Below are 15,170 nucleotides of genomic sequence, written 5' to 3' on the forward strand. Positions count from 1 at the left end.
GAAGCGGATCCGCTGTGGGCGGTGCTCCGTGGCAACGACGTAAACGATACCTGATGCCCGGGGGTGCTCCGCCACCGGATTGATCAGCACTTTGGGCGGGCGGGGATGGCTAGGCTTGGCCGAGCGGTCCGGTCAGACCGGCCGCGCCTTCACGCACCCGATACAAGGAGCCACAGGACATGGCCGACTCCAGTTTCGACATCGTCTCGAAGGTCGAGCGGCAGGAGGTCGACAACGCCCTCAACCAGGCCGCGAAGGAGATCTCGCAGCGCTACGACTTCAAGAACGTCGGGGCGTCGATCGCCTGGTCCGGCGAGAAGATCCTGATGCAGGCGAACTCCGAGGACCGCGTCAACGCGATCCTGGACGTCTTCCAGACGAAGCTGGTCAAGCGCGGGATCTCGCTGAAGTCTCTGGACGCGGGAGAGCCGCAGCTCTCAGGCAAGGAGTACAAGATCTTCGCCTCGATCGAGGAGGGCATCTCGCAGGAGAACGCCAAGAAGGTGGCGAAGATCATCCGCGACGAGGGCCCCAAGGGCGTCAAGGCGCAGGTCCAGGGCGACGAGCTGCGGGTCAGCTCGAAGAGCCGGGACGACCTGCAGGCCGTGCAGGCGCTGCTGAAGGGGCAGGACTTCGACTTCGCCCTGCAGTTCGTGAACTACCGCTGATCTCGGCGGGCGCGCCGGGGCGGCCGGGGGCGGAGCGGATCGATCGCTCCGCCCCCGCCCTGTTGGACGTCATGTCGGAAATCCGCCAGCTTACGTCGGCCGGTCGCCGCAGACTCGGACACGTAGGAAGACGGAGAAGACGTACAGGACGTCAGGACACACGGAGCACCCCAAGGAGGGGAACGGAGCCATGACCACTGTGTACGCGGTCGTCGACAGCCCGCTGGGCGCACTGCTGCTGGTGGGCGAGAATTCCGCCACCGCGAACGGCGGTACCGCGCTCGCCTCGCTCTCCGTGCCCGGGCAGAAGGGCGGGGTCGCCGTCCAAGGCGGCTGGCGCGACGATCCGGCGGCCTTCACGGAGATCGGCAGGCAGCTGACGGCGTACTTCGAAGGGCGGCTGACCCTGTTCGACATCGAGTACGTCGACGGCGGAACCCCGTTCCAGCGGCGAGTGTGGCAGGCACTGGAAGAGATTCCGTACGGGCAGACGACGACCTACGGGAAGATCGCCGAACGCGTCGGCACGCCGGGGGCCGGCGTCCGGGCCGTGGGGACCGCGATCGGCCGCAATCCGCTCCTGGTCGTCCGGCCGTGCCATCGCGTGATCGGTGCGGACGGTGCGCTGCGCGGATACGCGGGAGGGCTGGAGCGCAAGGAACGGCTCCTGGAGCTCGAGGGCACGCAGGCCTCGTGACCCGGTCATGAGCGGGGCTCTGTTTCCCAGGGAGCGCGTGGTCGTCGTACCGGGCGCCGTGCATGTGCCCGGCTGGCTGCCGGTCGAGCGCCGGCGGGAGCTCGTCAAGGCATGCCGGGCCTGGGCGCGGGGGCCCGTACCGATCCGCCGCACGGTGCTGCCGGGCGGCGGCGTGATGTCCGTGCAGACGGTGTGCGTCGGCTGGCACTGGCGGCCGTACCGGTACTCCCGCACGGCGGACGATGTGAACGGCGCGCGGGTGGCCGCATTCCCGGACTGGCTGGTGGAGTTGGGGCGGGAAGCGCTGGTCGCGGCATACGGGGAGGAGCAGGGCCGTCAGGAGTACACCCCCGACACCGCGCTGATCAACTTCTACGACGGCGCGGCGCGGATGGGGATGCATCAGGACAAGGAGGAGCGGTCTGCTGCGCCCGTGGTGTCGCTGAGCATCGGCGACAGCTGCGTCTTCCGGTTCGGGAACACCGAGACGCGGGGACGGCCGTACACGGAGGTGGAGCTGGCGTCCGGGGACCTGTTCGTCTTCGGCGGGCCCGCCCGTTTCGCCTTTCACGGCGTGCCCAAGGTGGTGCCGGGGACGGCCGATCCCGATGCGGGGATGAGCAGCGGGCGGCTGAACATCACCCTGCGGGAGACCGGACTGTAGGTCCCGGCACCGTGCCTGGCTCAGCGCGAGCGCGAGTGTCCGAACAGAAGCCGGTACGCGATCAGCAGCACGAGTGAGCCACCGATGGCCGCGGCCCACGTGGCCCCGTCGTAGAAGTCGTTGGTGATCGGCCGGTCCAGCCAGCGCGCTGATATCCAGCCGCCGACGGACGCGCCGATCACGCCAATGACCGTGGTTCCGATGAGCCCGCCCGGGTCGCGTCCGGGCAGCAGGATCTTGGCTATGGCTCCGGCCACCAGCCCGAGAACGATCCAACCGATGAAGGTCATGCCGTGAACCTGCCTTTCGAACAGTGTTGTCCTTCAGGACGACGGGCGGGCCGGACGCGGTTGCGGAGATCAGTAGGGTGCATCCCATGACGCGGGAGCTGCGGCGATCACTCGGAGTCTTCGACGCGGTCGTGATCGGTCTGGGTTCGATGGTCGGGGCGGGAATCTTCGTGGCGCTGGGCCCGGCGGCCCGGTCGGCCGGGTCCGGGCTGCTCCTCGGCCTGGCGACGGCCGCGGCCGTCGCGTACTGCAACGCCATGTCGTCGGCCCGGCTCGCCGCTCTCTACCCGGCGTCCGGGGGCACGTATGTGTACGGCCGAGAGCGACTGGGCCCGTTCTGGGGCTACTTGGCCGGCTGGGCGTTCATCGTCGGCAAGACCGCGTCGTGCGCCGCGATGGCCCTGACGGTCGGGGCGTACGCATGGCCGGAACAGGCACACGTGGTCGCGGTCGCAGCGGTGGTCGCGCTGACTGCCGTGAACTACGGAGGAGTCCAGAAGTCGGCGTGGCTGACGCGGGCGATCGTGGCGGTGGTACTGGCGGTTCTGGCGGCGGTCGTGGTGGTCTCACTCGGGTCGGATGCCGCCGACGCGGGACGGCTCGCGCCGGGCGGAGACGTCTCGGTGGGTGGGGTGCTCCAGGCGTCGGGGCTGTTGTTCTTCGCCTTTGCCGGGTACGCGCGGATCGCCACGCTGGGCGAGGAGGTACGGGACCCGGCCCGTACGATCCCGCGGGCTGTGCCCGTGGCGCTCGGTCTCGCGCTGCTGGTCTATGCGTGTGTGGCTGTCGCTGTCCTTTCCGTGCTGGGCCCTGTCGAGTTGGGCCGCGCGACGGCACCGCTCGCCGATGCCGCCCGGGCTGCGGGCGCGTCCTGGCTGGTGCCGGTGGTGCGGGCCGGCGCCGCGGTCGCGGCGCTCGGTTCTTTGCTCGCGCTGATTCTCGGCGTCTCCCGCACGACGCTGGCGATGGCCCGGGACGGCCATCTGCCGGGTGCACTGGCCGCCGTGCATCCGCGGTTCCAGGTGCCGCACCGCGCCGAACTGGCTGTGGGAGCCGTCGTCGCGGTGGTGGCGGCGACGGCGGACGTACGCGGGGCGATCGGCTTCTCGTCGTTCGGAGTGCTGTTGTACTACGCCATTGCCAACGTCTCGGCCTGGACGCTGAGTTCCCGCCGCGTGCGAGTGGTTGCCGGCTGCGGGCTGGTGGGCTGCCTGGTGCTGGCCTTCGCGCTGCCGCCGTCCTCGGTGGTGGCGGGAGCGGGGGTGATCGCGGGGGGCGCCGCACTGTACGCCCTGCGACGGAGAAGAGCTGCTGTCGGCTGACGCCGTACCGTGCACGGATTCAACAGGGTCACAGCACGTCGGGCGGCGGCGCCCTCCATGGTCCGGCGTCAGGCGAACGGGCGGTCCGTCGGGACGATTTCCCGGCCCAGGGGCATCAACGAGATCGGAATCATCTTGAAGTTGGCGACGCCGAACGGGATACCGATGATCGTGATGCACAGCGCGATCCCCGTGACGATGTGGCCCAGCGCGAGCCACCAGCCGGCGAGGACCAGCCACAGCACGTTGCCCACGCACGAGGGTGCCCCCGCGTCGCGGCGCTCCACAGTGGTGTAGCCGAAGGGCCACAGGGCATAGACACCGATCCGGAACGCGGCCAGGCCGAACGGGATGCCGATGATCGTGATGCACAGGATCAGGCCGGCCAGCATGTAGCCGAGGAAGAGCCAGAAGCCGCTCAGGATGAGCCAGATGACGTTCAGAATTGTCTTCACGGGCGATGACCTGCCATCTGTTCAAGGCGGGCGATACGTTCCGCCATGGGCGGGTGGGTGGAGAACATCTTGGAGAGACCACGACCCGGTCCGAACGGGTTGGCGATCATCATATGGCTTGCCGTCTCCAGGCGCGGCTCGGGAGGCAGCGGCAACTGCTTGGTGCCCGCGTCCAACTTGCGCAGCGCGCTCGCGAGTGCGAGCGGGTCGCCGGTGAGCTGGGCGCCCGAAGCATCGGCCTCGTACTCCCGCGAGCGGCTGACGGCGAGCTGGATCAGGGACGCCGCCAGCGGGCCCAGAATCATGATCAGCAACATGCCGAGCAGGCCCGGTCCGTCGTCGTCGTCCGAACGGCCGATGGGAATCAGCCAGGCGAAGTTCACCAGGAACATGATCACCGAGGCGAGGGCTCCTGCGACCGAGGAGATGAGGATGTCGCGGTTGTAGACATGGCTGAGCTCGTGACCGATGACTCCGCGCAGCTCGCGCTCGTCCAGGATCCGCATGATGCCCTCGGTGCAGCACACCGCCGCGTTGCGCGGATTGCGGCCGGTGGCGAAGGCGTTGGGCGCCTGGGTCGGCGAGATGTACAGCCGGGGCATGGGCTGGCGGGCGTCGGTGGAGAGCTCGCGGACGATGCGGTAGAGCGCCGGCGCCTCGAACTCGCTGACGGGACGTGCGCGCATGGCCCGCAGGGCCAGCTTGTCGCTGTTCCAGTAGGCGTACGCGTTCGTACCGAGTGCCACGACAAGCGCGACGATCAGCCCCGTACGGCCGAAGAAGCTGCCGATGAGGAGGATGAGTGCGGACAGTCCGCCGAGGAGTACGGCGGTCCTCAGCCCGTTGTGCCGGCGGTGCACGGTACGCCCTCCAAATGGTGCGGCAGGGGAACCCTTTGCGTGGTGCTCCACTTTCCAGTGGACCCTTCTGTACTGGTCAACGCCAGGCGAAGGACGCTGGTTCCCTTGCCCGCCCGACCCTGGACTGGGCCGTTCGGGTGAGCGGGCCGCGAGGACTCAGAACAGGCTGTTCGCCGCGAAACGCAGTACCAGCTGGGGATAGCCGGACAGGACGACACCGGCCGCGGCCGTCAGGGCGATGGCGACGGTGACCGGGGCGGGCGCACGCCGTCGGGCGGGCGGCTGCGGTTCCGCGTCCTGTTCCGCCCCGGCGGGCTGCGGGGCGCGGAAGAGGATCGCCGTCCACTTCAGGTAGTAGTACAGAGCGATCACGACATTGACGCCCATGATCACGGCGAGCCAGCCGAGTCCCGCTTCCACCGCCGACGAGAAGACGGTGACCTTCGCGAACAGACCGATGATGCCTGGCGGCAGACCCGCCAGGCTGAGCAGGAAGAAGCCCATGGCCAGGGCGGTCAGCGGGCGGGTGGCGTACAGGCCGCGGTAGTCGGCGATCCGGTTCAGCGGGTGTGTACGGGCGACGAGCGCCGCCACCGCGAAGGCGCCCAGGTTCACGACGCCGTACATGAGGGCGTACGCGACCGTCGCGCCGATCTGGTCGTCGCTGGTGTACGCGGCGGCAGCGATCGGCACCAGGAGGTATCCGGCCTGCCCCACGGAGGACCAGGCCAGCAGCCGGACCGCGCTCCACTCCCGGGTGGCCGACTGGCGCAGCGCCGCGACATTGCCGGCCGTCATGGTGGCGGCGGCAAGCACGGCCATCGCCGGGCCCCAGATGTCGGCGTAGGCGGGGAACGCGACGACAGTCACCAGGATGAGGCCGGTGAAGCCGACCGCTTTCCCGACGACGGAGAGATAGCCGGCGATCGGCAGCGGCGCGCCCACATAGGTGTCCGGCACCCAGAAGTGGAAGGGGACTGCTGCCGTCTTGAACGCGAAGCCTACGAGGGTGAGCACCACGCCCGCCTTGACGAGCGTGTCGAGCTGACCGGGTACGTCCTGCAGCTCCGCGGCGATCTGTGTGAGGTGCAACGTGCCCGTCGCGGCGTACACGAAGCTGACGCCGAGCAGCGTCACGGCGGTCGCGGTGACGGAGGAGAGGAAGAACTTCAGGGCGGCTTCGCTGGAGAGCCGGTCGCCGCGCCGCAGGCCCACCAGCGCGAAGGCGGGCAGGGAGGCGACTTCGAGCGCGACGACGAGGGTGGCGAGGTCGCGGGAGGCGGGCAGCAGGGCCGCCCCGGCGGCGGACGACAACAGCAGGAACCAGAACTCTCCTGCCGGAAGCTTCCTGCGGGTGTCGGTGAGGGAGAGCAGGGCGGTCAGCAGCGCTCCGCCGAGCACCAGGAACTGGATGACCAGCGTGAAGTGGTCGGCGGTGTAGCTGCAGGCATCGGGGGCGGTCGTCAGACAGAACGTCTCCCGGTCGCCCTTGCGCAGGGGTACGAGGGAGACGAGTGCGGCGGCGAGACCGGCGAGCGCGACGGCGCCCAGCAGCGGTTTGCGCTCCTCGGCGACGAAGAGGTCGGCGACCAGGATCACGAGCGCGACCACCGCGGTGATGGTGGGCGGCGCGATGGCGAGCCAGTCGACGGACTGGACGAGGCTGGCGACGCTGTCGGCTGCCACGGTCACGACTTGCCTCCTGCGAGGAGCTTCTGCACGGCCGGGTTCGTGAGGCCGAGGAGAACCGCGGGCCACAGTCCGGCGAGAACGGTGAGTGCCACCAGCGGGCTCCAGGCGGCGAATTCGTAGGCCTGGACATCGGCGACCTTCGGGGCGGCGGCCGTCCCCTTCTCGTCCGCCGCTTCGATTGCGTGCGCCGCCCGGGCCGCGGGCAGTGCGCCCATGCAGACGCGGCGCACGACGACGAGCAGATACGCGGCGGTGAGCAGGGTGCCGAAGGCGCCGATCGTCATGAAGGTGAGGAACGCCGGGCGGCTCAGACCCTCGGCAGGGTCGAACGCGCCGAACAGCGCGAGCATCTCACCCCAGAAGCCGGCGAGACCGGGCAGTCCGAGCGAGGCGACGGCGGCGAATGCGAGCAGGGCGCCCAGGCGCGGGGCGCGGCCGTACAGGGCGGCTCCGGTGGCCCCGGCGAGGGTGTCCAGATCGGAGCTGCCGTAACGGTCCTTGACCGCTCCGACCAGGAAGAAAAGCAGGCCGGTGATCAGGCCGTGGGCGATGTTGGCGAACAGCGCGCCGTTGACGCCGGTCGGGGTCATCGTCGCGATGCCGAGCAGGACGAAGCCCATGTGGCCGACCGAGGAGTACGCGATCAGACGCTTGAGGTCGCCGCCGGCGCCCTGCTTGGCGAGAGCGAGGCAGGCCAGAGATCCGTAGATGATGCCGACGACGGCGAACGCGGCGAGATACGGGGCGAAGATCTGCATGCCGTCGGGTGCGATCGGAATGACGATACGGACGAAACCGTACGTACCCATCTTCAGCAGAACGCCGGCGAGGAGCACCGAGCCGACCGTCGGTGCGGCGGTGTGGGCGTCGGGCAGCCACGTGTGCAGCGGCCACATCGGGGTCTTGACCGCGAGGCCGATCCCGATCGCCAGAACGGCGATGACCTGCACGGATGTGGTCAGATCGCGGCCGTTGTCAGTGGCGAGTGCCACCATGTCGAAGGTGCCGGTCTTCAGCCCGATCAGCAGCAGGCCGAGCAGCATGACGACCGAGCCGAGCAGTGTGTAGAGGATGAACTTCCAGGCGGCGGGCTGCCTCTCCTCGCCGCCCCAGCGGGCGATGAGGAAGTACATCGGGATGAGCACCACCTCGAAGGCCAGGAAGAACAGCAGCAGATCGAGGACGGCGAAGGTCGCGAGGGTGCCGGACTCCAGGACGAGCAGCAGAGCGACGAATGCCTTCGGGGACGGGCCGGAGGGCATCTTGAAGTAGCTGTAGAGCGCGCAGAGGAAGGTCAGCAACGCCGTCAGGACCACAAGAGGGAGCGAAATGCCGTCGACACCGAAGTGGATGCGCACATCGAGTGCGGGGATCCAGCTGATGTCGGTCGTGGCCTGCATCTTCGACGGGCTGTCATGGTCGAAGCCGAGGGCCAGCACGACCGCGGCGACCAGAATCGCGCCGGTGACCGTCACGCCGTGGCGCAGCACGGCCTGCTCGGGGCTGCTGCCGCGCAGCCCGGGCGGGGCGGGCAGCAGTGCGGCGGCGGCGCCGATGAGCGGGCCGACGACGATGAACGCGAGAAGGAACTGCATCACGGACTCGCTGATATCGATCACGGCTCACGACCCCGCGTTGACGTTGGACAGGACGACGGCGGCGATGGCCAGCACGACCGTGCCCGCGAGCAGCACGCTCAGGTAGGTCTGCACATTGCCGGTCTGGGCGCGGCGCACGGCGGCACCCAGCCAGCGGGCCCCGGTGCCCGAGCCGCGTACATACGTGTCGACGACCTCGCGGTCGAGGAAGCGGACGAGCTCGGCGGCCGCGCGCACGGGGCGCACGAACAGGGCGGAGTAGAGGGCGTCCACATGGAACCCGGCGGCGGCGTGGCGGTGGAGCGGGCCGAGCAGCAGCCGGGCGGGGTCGTACGGGGCCGCCGCAGGGTGCGGCAGGTGGAGCGCCTCCGCCTCGACCAGCGCCGGCTCGGCGTCGGGGTGGGCCACGACGACGGGGGCGACGGCCGGACCGGTCCGAGCGCGTGCGGCGAGGGCTGTCATGTGCTGCCAGGTGGCGTAGGTGATCAGCCCGCCGACGAGGGCGACGCCGGTGCCGAGCACGGCGGTGGTGAGTGTGGGGGCGAGGTCGTTGCCGTCGAACCAGCGGGGCAGGCGGCCGATGGTCAGGCCGAAGGCGAGCGACGGTACGGCGAGCACCCAGAGCACGGTGGTCATGGCAAGGGGCTGGCGACCGTGGTCGGGGGCCTCGGCGCCACGGCCCCGGAAGGTGAGCAGCCACAGCCGCATCGCATAAGCGGCCGTGAGCAGCGCCGTGAGCAGGCCGGAGACGAGCACCGCCCAGCCGGCTGCCGCGGGTGCGATGTCGGAGTCGCCGAGAGCGGTGTGTTCGGCGGCCACCAGAACTGCTTCCTTGGAGAAGAAGCCGGCGAAGGGAGGGATGGCAGCGAGCGCGAGCAGGGCGATCGTCATCGTCCAGTACGCGTCGGGGATGCGCCGGGCGAGGCCGCTCATGCGGGACATGGCGGCGAGCGAGTTGGTGCCGGCGGCGTGGATGATCACGCCCGCGGCGAGGAAGAGCAATGCCTTGAAGGCGCCGTGGGACAGGAGGTGGAAGAGGGCCGCGCCGCGGTCGCCGACGGCGAGAGCACCGGACATGTAGCCGAGCTGGCCGATGGTCGAGTAGGCGAGGACGCGCTTGATGTCGTCCTGGGCGAGGGCGGCGAGCGCCGAGCCGACCATCGTGATCGCGGCCATCACCGCGAGGACGATCAGGGCCGCCGCGGAGGCGGCGAAGACGGGAAGGAGCCGGGCCACGAAGTAGATACCGGCCGCGACCATCGTCGCGGCGTGGATCAGCGCGGAGACGGGGGTGGGACCCGCCATCGCGTCGGGCAGCCAGGTGTGCAGCGGGAACTGCGCCGACTTGCCCGCCACACCTGCGAGGAGCAGGAGCGCGATCAGGGTGGGGTGCTCGATGCTGTCGGCCGCGACCGCGCCGAGGATCCCGCGGATGTTGAACGTGCCGGCGTCGGCCGCGAGCGCGAACAGGCCGATCAGGAAGGGGACATCACCGAGCTTGGTGACCAGGAACGCCTTGAGGGAGGCGGCGCGCGCCTCGGGCGTCTCCCAGTAGTGGCCGACAAGGAAGTACGAGCAGATGCCCATGATCTCCCAGCCGACCAGCAGCACCATCAGGTCGCCGGAGTAGACGACGAGCAGCATCGCGGAGGTGAACAGGGAGACCAGTGCCGCGTAGGAGGGGTAGCGCGGGTCGTCGCGCAGGTAGGCCGTCGAGTAGATCTGCACGCAGGACGCGACGATGCCGACGAGGACTGCGGTGAGGGCGGCGAAGCCGTCGATGTACAGGGCCAGGTCGATCGGGACCGAGCCGGTGGGGGTGAGTTCGGTCGAGGCGTCGATGGCGCGGCCGCCCCCCTGGCGTACCGCGACGACGATCGCGAGCGCGGCCGCGGTCAGCGCGGGCAGCACTGCGAGGGGGCGTACGAACCCGGGGGCGGTGCGGCCGAGCAGCAGTCCGTCGACAGCGCCGAGAAACGGAAGGAGGGGAACGAGGACGGCGAGGGTCGTGGTGGTCACGCGGTGGCCTCGGCCTTCTCCTCGCGGTCTGCGGGTGTGTCGCCGTCCGCCGTCTCCGCGGTGTCACGGAGCCGGTCGACGTCCGAGGTGCCGCGGTTGCGGTAGACCATCAGGACGATCGCCAGACCGATGCCGATCTCCGCGGCGGCGATGGCGATGGTGAAAAGGGTGAGCGCCTGGCCGGCGTGCACGGTGTCGCGCAGCCAGACGTCGAAGGCGACCAGGTTGAGGTTGACGGCGTTGAGCATCAGCTCGACGGACATCAGGACGAGGATCGCGTTGCGCCGGGCGAGCACCCCGTACAGCCCGACGCTGAACAGCAGGACGGCGAGCACAGCGGGATAGGCGAGGTGCATCAGCTCTCCCCCTCTCGTCCCGTACCGGACCCCTCAGGGTCCTTGCGGGACAGGACGATCGCGCCGACGAGCGCGGCGAGCAGCAGGACGGAGAGCGCCTCGAACGGCAGGACCCAGTGCCGGAACAGGATCTCGCCGGACACCTTGGTGGAGCCCAGGGGTGCTCCGTCCAGGTCGATCCAGGTCGTACGGAACGCGTCGACGACGACCCAGACCAGTGCGGCCGCGGCCGTGAGGGCCACCCCCAGGGCGACCCAGCGGTTGCCGGAATCGGCGTCCGGGGAGCGGCCGATGGGGGCCTTGGTGAGCATCAGCCCGAAGAGAAGGAGGACGACCACGGAGCCGACGTAGATCAGGACCTGCACCCAGGCGATGAACTCCGCCGTGAGCAGGAGGTACTCGACGGCGATCCCGCCGAGCGCCACGACCAGCCAGAGGGCGGCATGCACCAGCTGTTTGGTCGTGACGGTGATGACCGCCGCGCCGAGGGTGGCGATGCCGACGAGCAGGAAGGCGATCTCGACGCCGGTCGGGGAGAGGAAGCCGTGCGACACGGCTGCGGCGAGCGTCATGCCGAGCCCCCCTCGCCCGACGCGGGGCCGCTGCCGCCTGCAGGCGGCGTGGCTCCAGGGGCGGGCGGGGTCGCTTCACCAGCCGGCTCCTCGGCGGCGAGTTGCTCGGCGGCGAGCTTCTCGGCCGCCTTGCGGGCCGCGGCGATCTCCTTCGGCTCCTCGGCGCCGGGGTCGAGCGCGGGCGGGGCCGGGACCGTCCACATCCACTCACGGAGCTTGTCGCGCTCGTGGGTGAGTTCGTGGATGTCCGTCTCCGCGTACTCGAACTCCGGGGACCAGAACAGCGCGTCGAAAGGACAGACCTCGATACAGATACCGCAGTACATGCACAGCGAGAAGTCGATGGCGAAGCGGTCGAGGACGTTGCGGCTGCGCTCCCGGCCACCGGGGGCGGCAGCGGGCATCGTCTCCTTGTGGGAGTCGATGTAGATGCACCAGTCCGGGCACTCACGGGCGCAGAGCATGCAGACCGTGCAGTTCTCCTCGAACAGGCCGATCACGCCGCGGGTGCGGGGCGGAAGTTCGGGCAGGACGTCCGGGTACTGCTGGGTGACGGTCTTCTTCGTCATCGTCCGCAGGGTGACGGCCAGGCCCTTGGCCAGGCCGGATCCGGGGATCGGAGCCATGTCTATATCACCACCTTGACGACGCCGGTGAGGGCGATCTGGGCGAGGGCGAGCGGGACGAGCGTCGTCCAGGCCAGCTTCTGCAGCTGGTCCTCGCGCATCCGGGGATAGGTGACGCGCAGCCAGATGACGATGAAGGCGAGTACGGCCGACTTGAGCAGGGTCCACACCCAGCCGAGGCCCTCGGCCCCGAACGGGCCGTGCCAGCCGCCCAGGAAGAGCACGGTGGTCAGACCGCACAGGACGACGATGCCCGCGTACTCGGCGAGCAGGAACAGCGCGAAGCGCAGGCCGGTGTACTCGGTGTACGCGCCGAAGATGATCTCGGAGTCGGCGACCGGCATGTCGAAGGGCGGGCGCTGCAGTTCGGCGAGGCCGGCCACGAAGAAGACGATGGCGCCCACGATCTGCCAGGGCAGCCACCACCACTCGAAGGCGTTGAGGATGCCGGGGAGCGAGACCGTGCCGGCCGCCATCGCGACCGAGGCGGCGGTGAGCAGCATGGGCAGCTCGTACGCCAGCAGCTGGGCGGCGGTGCGCAGCCCGCCGAGAAGGGAGAACTTGTTGGCCGAGGCCCAGCCCGCCATCAGCGAGCCGAGCACCCCGACGCCCATGACCGCGAGCACGAAGAAGATGCCGGCGTCGACCACCTGACCGACCGCGCCCTCGCTCGGGCCGATCGGGATCGCGACCAGTACGAGGAGGTACGGAAGAAGGGCGACGGCAGGCGCGAGTTGGAAGATGCGGCGGTCGGCGGCGGCCGGAACCACGTCCTCCTTCTGCGCGAACTTCACGCCGTCGGCGACGAGCTGGGCCCAGCCGTGGAAGCCGCCCGCGTACATGGGGCCGAGGCGGCCCTGCATATGGGCCATCACCTTGTGCTCGGTCTGCCCGATGACCAGGGGGAAGACCATGAACACGGCAAAGACGACGAGAAGCCGGAAGGCGACGTCGAGAGCGTCGTTCACGCGGGGTCGCCTCCATCGGGTCGGTTCGGCTCGTCGGTGTCGGATCCCGGGTCGCCGGATCCGTCCGTGGACCCGGCCTGTGGCGGCCGGGGGGCTCCGGGCTCCGGCGCGGACGCGGCATCCGGCTCGGAGGCTGCGTCCGGCTCGGGCGCGGTCTCCCGTGCAGGGGCGGGCTCGGGGGCCGGGCCCGGCTCGGGTGCCGGCGCAGGTACGGCTTCCGGCGCGCCGCCCTCGGGGGCGGGCTCCCGCTCCGGACCGGGCGCTGCCTGCGGCTCAGCCGGCTCCGGCGCGGTCTGCCCGTCGTCGAATGCCGGGCGGGCGTGGTGCCAGGGGGCGTCGGAGCTGCGCGGGCGCGACGGCGAGGGCGGTGCGGCTTCCTGGTCAGCGACCGGCTGTGGCTCATCCGTCCGGCGCACGCTCGCCGAGCCCTCGCCGGCGCTGCGGGTACGGCGCGGGCCGGCGGATGCCGACGGTTCCGGCGATGACGGGGCTTCGGGTGCCGACGGGGCTTCCGGGGTCGTCTGGGACGCCGAGCCCTCGCTCACGCTCCGGGCGCGACGCGGGCGGGGTTCCGCCGTAGCGGCCGTCTGGGCAGCGGCCTGGGAGGCCGAGCCTTCCGAGACGCTCCGGGCGCGGCGCGGTGGGCGCTCCCCGGCTGCACCGGCACCGGCACCGGCACCGGCACCGGCAGCGGCTGCCCGCGGGGTGCGGGCGGGGCGGGCGGGAGCCGGCGGGAGCTGGCCCTTGAGCGGTCCCCATTCGTTCGGATCCGGCACGCCGGGAGGCAGCATCTGGCGGCGCTTGGGCCCACCGTGCTCGGACTCCCCCGGCTCCTTCGCGCCCGGCCAGGCCTTCGCGACCCGTGCGGCGAGCACGAAGTCCTTGCGCAGCGGATGTCCCTCGAAGCCCTCGGGCAGCAGAAGGGGCACCAGATGCGGGTGGTCGGTGAAGGTGACGCCGAACATCTCGTAGGTCTCGCGCTCGTGCCAGCTCGCGCCCGCGTAGACAGCGACAGCCGACGGCAGCGAGGCGGCTTCGTGCGCAACCGTGGTGCGCAGCAGCAGCCGGCGGACCGTACGGCCCTCCAGGGCGACGACATGGGCGCAGATCCGGAACCCGGTGCCCGGCTCGTCGACCGCGCTGAGCCAGTCGAAATAGGTGCAGCCCAGCTTGTCGCGGGCGATCTCCAGGGCCGCGATCCAGCTGCCGGAGGGGACGTCGACCGTGAGGAGGTCGTAGGCGTGCTCGGCCGTGGCCTCCTCGCCGAAGATCTCGGTGACGGCGTCCGGAAGCCGGTCGTACTGAGAGGTCTCGTGCCGAGAGGGCTCATGCTGAGCGGTCACTGTCCGCCCTCCCCTGCGCCGGGCGCGGGCGGCGGGGTGACCAGGCCGCTCTGGAGCGCGGCCGCGGACGGACGGGCGCCGCCATGTCCGTAACGCTCACCCAGCGACTCGCGCGCGATCTTCTCCTGCAGCTTGAGAATGCCCTGGAGCAGCGCCTCGGGCCGGGGTGGGCAACCGGGGACGTAGACATCGACCGGGATGATCTGGTCGACGCCCTTGGTCACGGAGTACGAGTCCCAGTACGGGCCGCCGCAGTTGGAACAGGCGCCGAAGGAGATCACGTACTTCGGCTCGGGCATCTGTTCGTACAGGCGCTTCACCGCCGGCGCCATCTTGTCCGTCACGGTGCCCGAGACGATCATCAGGTCCGCCTGACGCGGGCCGGGCGCGAAGGGGATCACACCGAGCCGGATGAAGTCGTGGCGGGCCATCGACGCCGCGATGAACTCGATGGCGCAGCAGGCGAGTCCGAAGTTGAAGACCCACAGGCTGTAGCGGCGGCCCCAGTTGAGGACCACCTTCATGGGCTCAGGTGCGAGCCTGGCCAGCGCGCCGAGCCTCTTCGGCTCGGGCAGCAGCTGGGGCTCGGGGGTCACGTCCATGTCAGGACGCCCTTCTTCCATGCGTAGAGCAGGCCCACGGCCAGGAAGCCGAGGAAGAGGAACATCTCCACGAGCGTCGTCGCCCCGTACCCGGGCGCGGCAAAGATCGTCGCCCACGGGAAGAGGAAGATCGAGTCGACCGCGAAGATCACGTAGAGGAAGGAGTAGATGTAGTAGCGGACCTGGGTGTGCGCCCAGCCCTCGCCCACGGGGTCCACTCCGCACTCGTATGTCAGGAGCTTCTCCGGCGTCGGCACCACGGGGCGCAGCAGCCGGCCGGCTCCGAAGGCCACGGCGACGAAGAGCACGCCGATGACCGCGAGCAGTCCGACGACCGAGTAACTCTGGAAGTAGTCCGCCGCGAGCACGACCACGGTCGTTTCCGGCACGTCCGCCCCTCGCTCCCTGACCTCGTTCGCCCTGTCGTCTGTTCGACGA

17 protein-coding genes are annotated in these 15,170 nt (G+C 70.3%); 4 read left to right on the plus strand and 13 right to left on the minus strand.

Annotated elements, in window-relative coordinates:
• Positions 1–179: 179 nt before the first annotated feature.
• From OHS70_RS15125 to OHS70_RS15135, 3 genes are all read left to right on the plus strand, one after another.
• Positions 180–668, plus strand: coding sequence for a YajQ family cyclic di-GMP-binding protein (locus OHS70_RS15125; RefSeq protein WP_328397685.1), 489 nt, complete (start codon positions 180–182; stop codon positions 666–668).
• 190 nt (positions 669–858) lie between these two features.
• A complete protein-coding gene (locus tag OHS70_RS15130; RefSeq protein WP_328397687.1) occupies positions 859–1,365 on the plus strand; it encodes a methylated-DNA--[protein]-cysteine S-methyltransferase in 507 nt (168 codons plus the stop codon).
• A gap of 7 nt (positions 1,366–1,372) precedes the next feature.
• Positions 1,373–2,029, plus strand: coding sequence for an alpha-ketoglutarate-dependent dioxygenase AlkB family protein (locus OHS70_RS15135; protein WP_328397689.1), 657 nt, complete (start codon positions 1,373–1,375; stop codon positions 2,027–2,029).
• 20 nt (positions 2,030–2,049) lie between these two features.
• On the opposite strand, the gene OHS70_RS15140 is transcribed toward OHS70_RS15135, so the two are convergent.
• On the minus strand, positions 2,050–2,319 hold the full coding sequence (locus OHS70_RS15140) for a GlsB/YeaQ/YmgE family stress response membrane protein (protein ID WP_328397691.1): 270 nt from the start codon (positions 2,317–2,319) through the stop codon (positions 2,050–2,052).
• A gap of 86 nt (positions 2,320–2,405) precedes the next feature.
• On the opposite strand from OHS70_RS15140, the gene OHS70_RS15145 reads away from it, so the two are divergent.
• On the plus strand, positions 2,406–3,641 hold the full coding sequence (locus OHS70_RS15145) for an APC family permease (RefSeq protein ID WP_328397692.1): 1,236 nt from the start codon (positions 2,406–2,408) through the stop codon (positions 3,639–3,641).
• Between the two features lie 68 nt (positions 3,642–3,709).
• Here the strand turns inward: OHS70_RS15145 and OHS70_RS15150 are convergent, their stop codons facing one another.
• The 12 genes from OHS70_RS15150 to OHS70_RS15205 all read right to left on the minus strand — a co-directional run bounded on the left by OHS70_RS15150 (position 3,710) and on the right by OHS70_RS15205 (position 15,121).
• The gene (locus OHS70_RS15150; protein ID WP_328397694.1) at positions 3,710–4,096 is read right to left on the minus strand and encodes a YccF domain-containing protein; all 387 of its coding nucleotides are present in this window, start codon (positions 4,094–4,096) and stop codon (positions 3,710–3,712) included.
• A complete protein-coding gene (gene htpX, locus OHS70_RS15155) occupies positions 4,093–4,956 on the minus strand; it encodes a zinc metalloprotease HtpX (RefSeq protein WP_328397696.1) in 864 nt (287 codons plus the stop codon). The genes OHS70_RS15150 and htpX overlap by 4 nt, the downstream gene beginning before the upstream one ends.
• A gap of 156 nt (positions 4,957–5,112) precedes the next feature.
• Positions 5,113–6,648: an NADH-quinone oxidoreductase subunit N gene (locus OHS70_RS15160; protein WP_328397698.1), complete on the minus strand. Its 1,536-nt coding sequence runs from the start codon at positions 6,646–6,648 to the stop codon at positions 5,113–5,115.
• On the minus strand, positions 6,645–8,267 hold the full coding sequence (locus OHS70_RS15165; RefSeq protein WP_328397700.1) for a complex I subunit 4 family protein: 1,623 nt from the start codon (positions 8,265–8,267) through the stop codon (positions 6,645–6,647). Before OHS70_RS15165 ends, OHS70_RS15160 begins: the two co-directional genes overlap by 4 nt.
• Before the next feature lie 3 nt (positions 8,268–8,270).
• A complete protein-coding gene (locus tag OHS70_RS15170) occupies positions 8,271–10,265 on the minus strand; it encodes an NADH-quinone oxidoreductase subunit 5 family protein (RefSeq protein WP_328397702.1) in 1,995 nt (664 codons plus the stop codon).
• The gene (gene nuoK / locus OHS70_RS15175) at positions 10,262–10,621 is read right to left on the minus strand and encodes an NADH-quinone oxidoreductase subunit NuoK (RefSeq protein ID WP_328397704.1); all 360 of its coding nucleotides are present in this window, start codon (positions 10,619–10,621) and stop codon (positions 10,262–10,264) included. Before nuoK ends, OHS70_RS15170 begins: the two co-directional genes overlap by 4 nt.
• Positions 10,621–11,193 carry an NADH-quinone oxidoreductase subunit J family protein gene (locus OHS70_RS15180; protein WP_328397705.1) on the minus strand — a complete coding sequence of 191 codons (573 nt, stop codon included), beginning with the start codon at positions 11,191–11,193 and terminating at the stop codon, positions 10,621–10,623. The genes nuoK and OHS70_RS15180 overlap by 1 nt, the downstream gene beginning before the upstream one ends.
• Positions 11,190–11,819 (minus strand): NuoI/complex I 23 kDa subunit family protein, encoded by a 630-nt coding sequence (locus OHS70_RS15185; RefSeq protein ID WP_328397707.1) that lies wholly within the window; start codon positions 11,817–11,819, stop codon positions 11,190–11,192. The genes OHS70_RS15180 and OHS70_RS15185 overlap by 4 nt, the downstream gene beginning before the upstream one ends.
• Before the next feature lie 2 nt (positions 11,820–11,821).
• Positions 11,822–12,787: a complex I subunit 1/NuoH family protein gene (locus OHS70_RS15190; RefSeq protein WP_328397709.1), complete on the minus strand. Its 966-nt coding sequence runs from the start codon at positions 12,785–12,787 to the stop codon at positions 11,822–11,824.
• A complete protein-coding gene (locus OHS70_RS15195; protein ID WP_443062607.1) occupies positions 12,784–14,130 on the minus strand; it encodes an NADH-quinone oxidoreductase subunit C in 1,347 nt (448 codons plus the stop codon). The genes OHS70_RS15190 and OHS70_RS15195 overlap by 4 nt, the downstream gene beginning before the upstream one ends.
• Positions 14,127–14,732, minus strand: a complete 606-nt coding sequence (locus OHS70_RS15200) for an NADH-quinone oxidoreductase subunit B (RefSeq protein ID WP_328397711.1) — start codon at positions 14,730–14,732, stop codon at positions 14,127–14,129. The genes OHS70_RS15195 and OHS70_RS15200 overlap by 4 nt, the downstream gene beginning before the upstream one ends.
• Positions 14,723–15,121 (minus strand): NADH-quinone oxidoreductase subunit A, encoded by a 399-nt coding sequence (locus tag OHS70_RS15205; protein WP_328397713.1) that lies wholly within the window; start codon positions 15,119–15,121, stop codon positions 14,723–14,725. The genes OHS70_RS15200 and OHS70_RS15205 overlap by 10 nt, the downstream gene beginning before the upstream one ends.
• Between the last annotated feature and the right edge of the window lie 49 nt (positions 15,122–15,170).

It is taken from the genome of Streptomyces sp. NBC_00390, assembly GCF_036057275.1.
In the GTDB taxonomy this organism is placed as follows: domain Bacteria; phylum Actinomycetota; class Actinomycetes; order Streptomycetales; family Streptomycetaceae; genus Streptomyces.

Bases quoted from the DNA above. Each gene is read 5' to 3' on its own strand.
- OHS70_RS15140 (WP_328397691.1), bottom strand. From the start codon at position 2,319: ATGACCTTCATCGGTTGGATCGTTCTCGGGCTGGTGGCCGGAGCCATA.
- nuoK (WP_328397704.1), bottom strand. From the start codon at position 10,621: ATGCACCTCGCCTATCCCGCTGTGCTCGCCGTCCTGCTGTTCAGCGTC.
- OHS70_RS15130 (WP_328397687.1), top strand. From the start codon at position 859: ATGACCACTGTGTACGCGGTCGTCGACAGCCCGCTGGGCGCACTGCTG.
- OHS70_RS15200 (WP_328397711.1), bottom strand. From the start codon at position 14,732: ATGGACGTGACCCCCGAGCCCCAGCTGCTGCCCGAGCCGAAGAGGCTC.
- OHS70_RS15180 (WP_328397705.1), bottom strand. From the start codon at position 11,193: ATGACGCTCGCCGCAGCCGTGTCGCACGGCTTCCTCTCCCCGACCGGC.
- OHS70_RS15145 (WP_328397692.1), top strand. From the start codon at position 2,406: ATGACGCGGGAGCTGCGGCGATCACTCGGAGTCTTCGACGCGGTCGTG.
- OHS70_RS15135 (WP_328397689.1), top strand. From the start codon at position 1,373: ATGAGCGGGGCTCTGTTTCCCAGGGAGCGCGTGGTCGTCGTACCGGGC.
- OHS70_RS15185 (WP_328397707.1), bottom strand. From the start codon at position 11,819: ATGGCTCCGATCCCCGGATCCGGCCTGGCCAAGGGCCTGGCCGTCACC.
- OHS70_RS15125 (WP_328397685.1), top strand. From the start codon at position 180: ATGGCCGACTCCAGTTTCGACATCGTCTCGAAGGTCGAGCGGCAGGAG.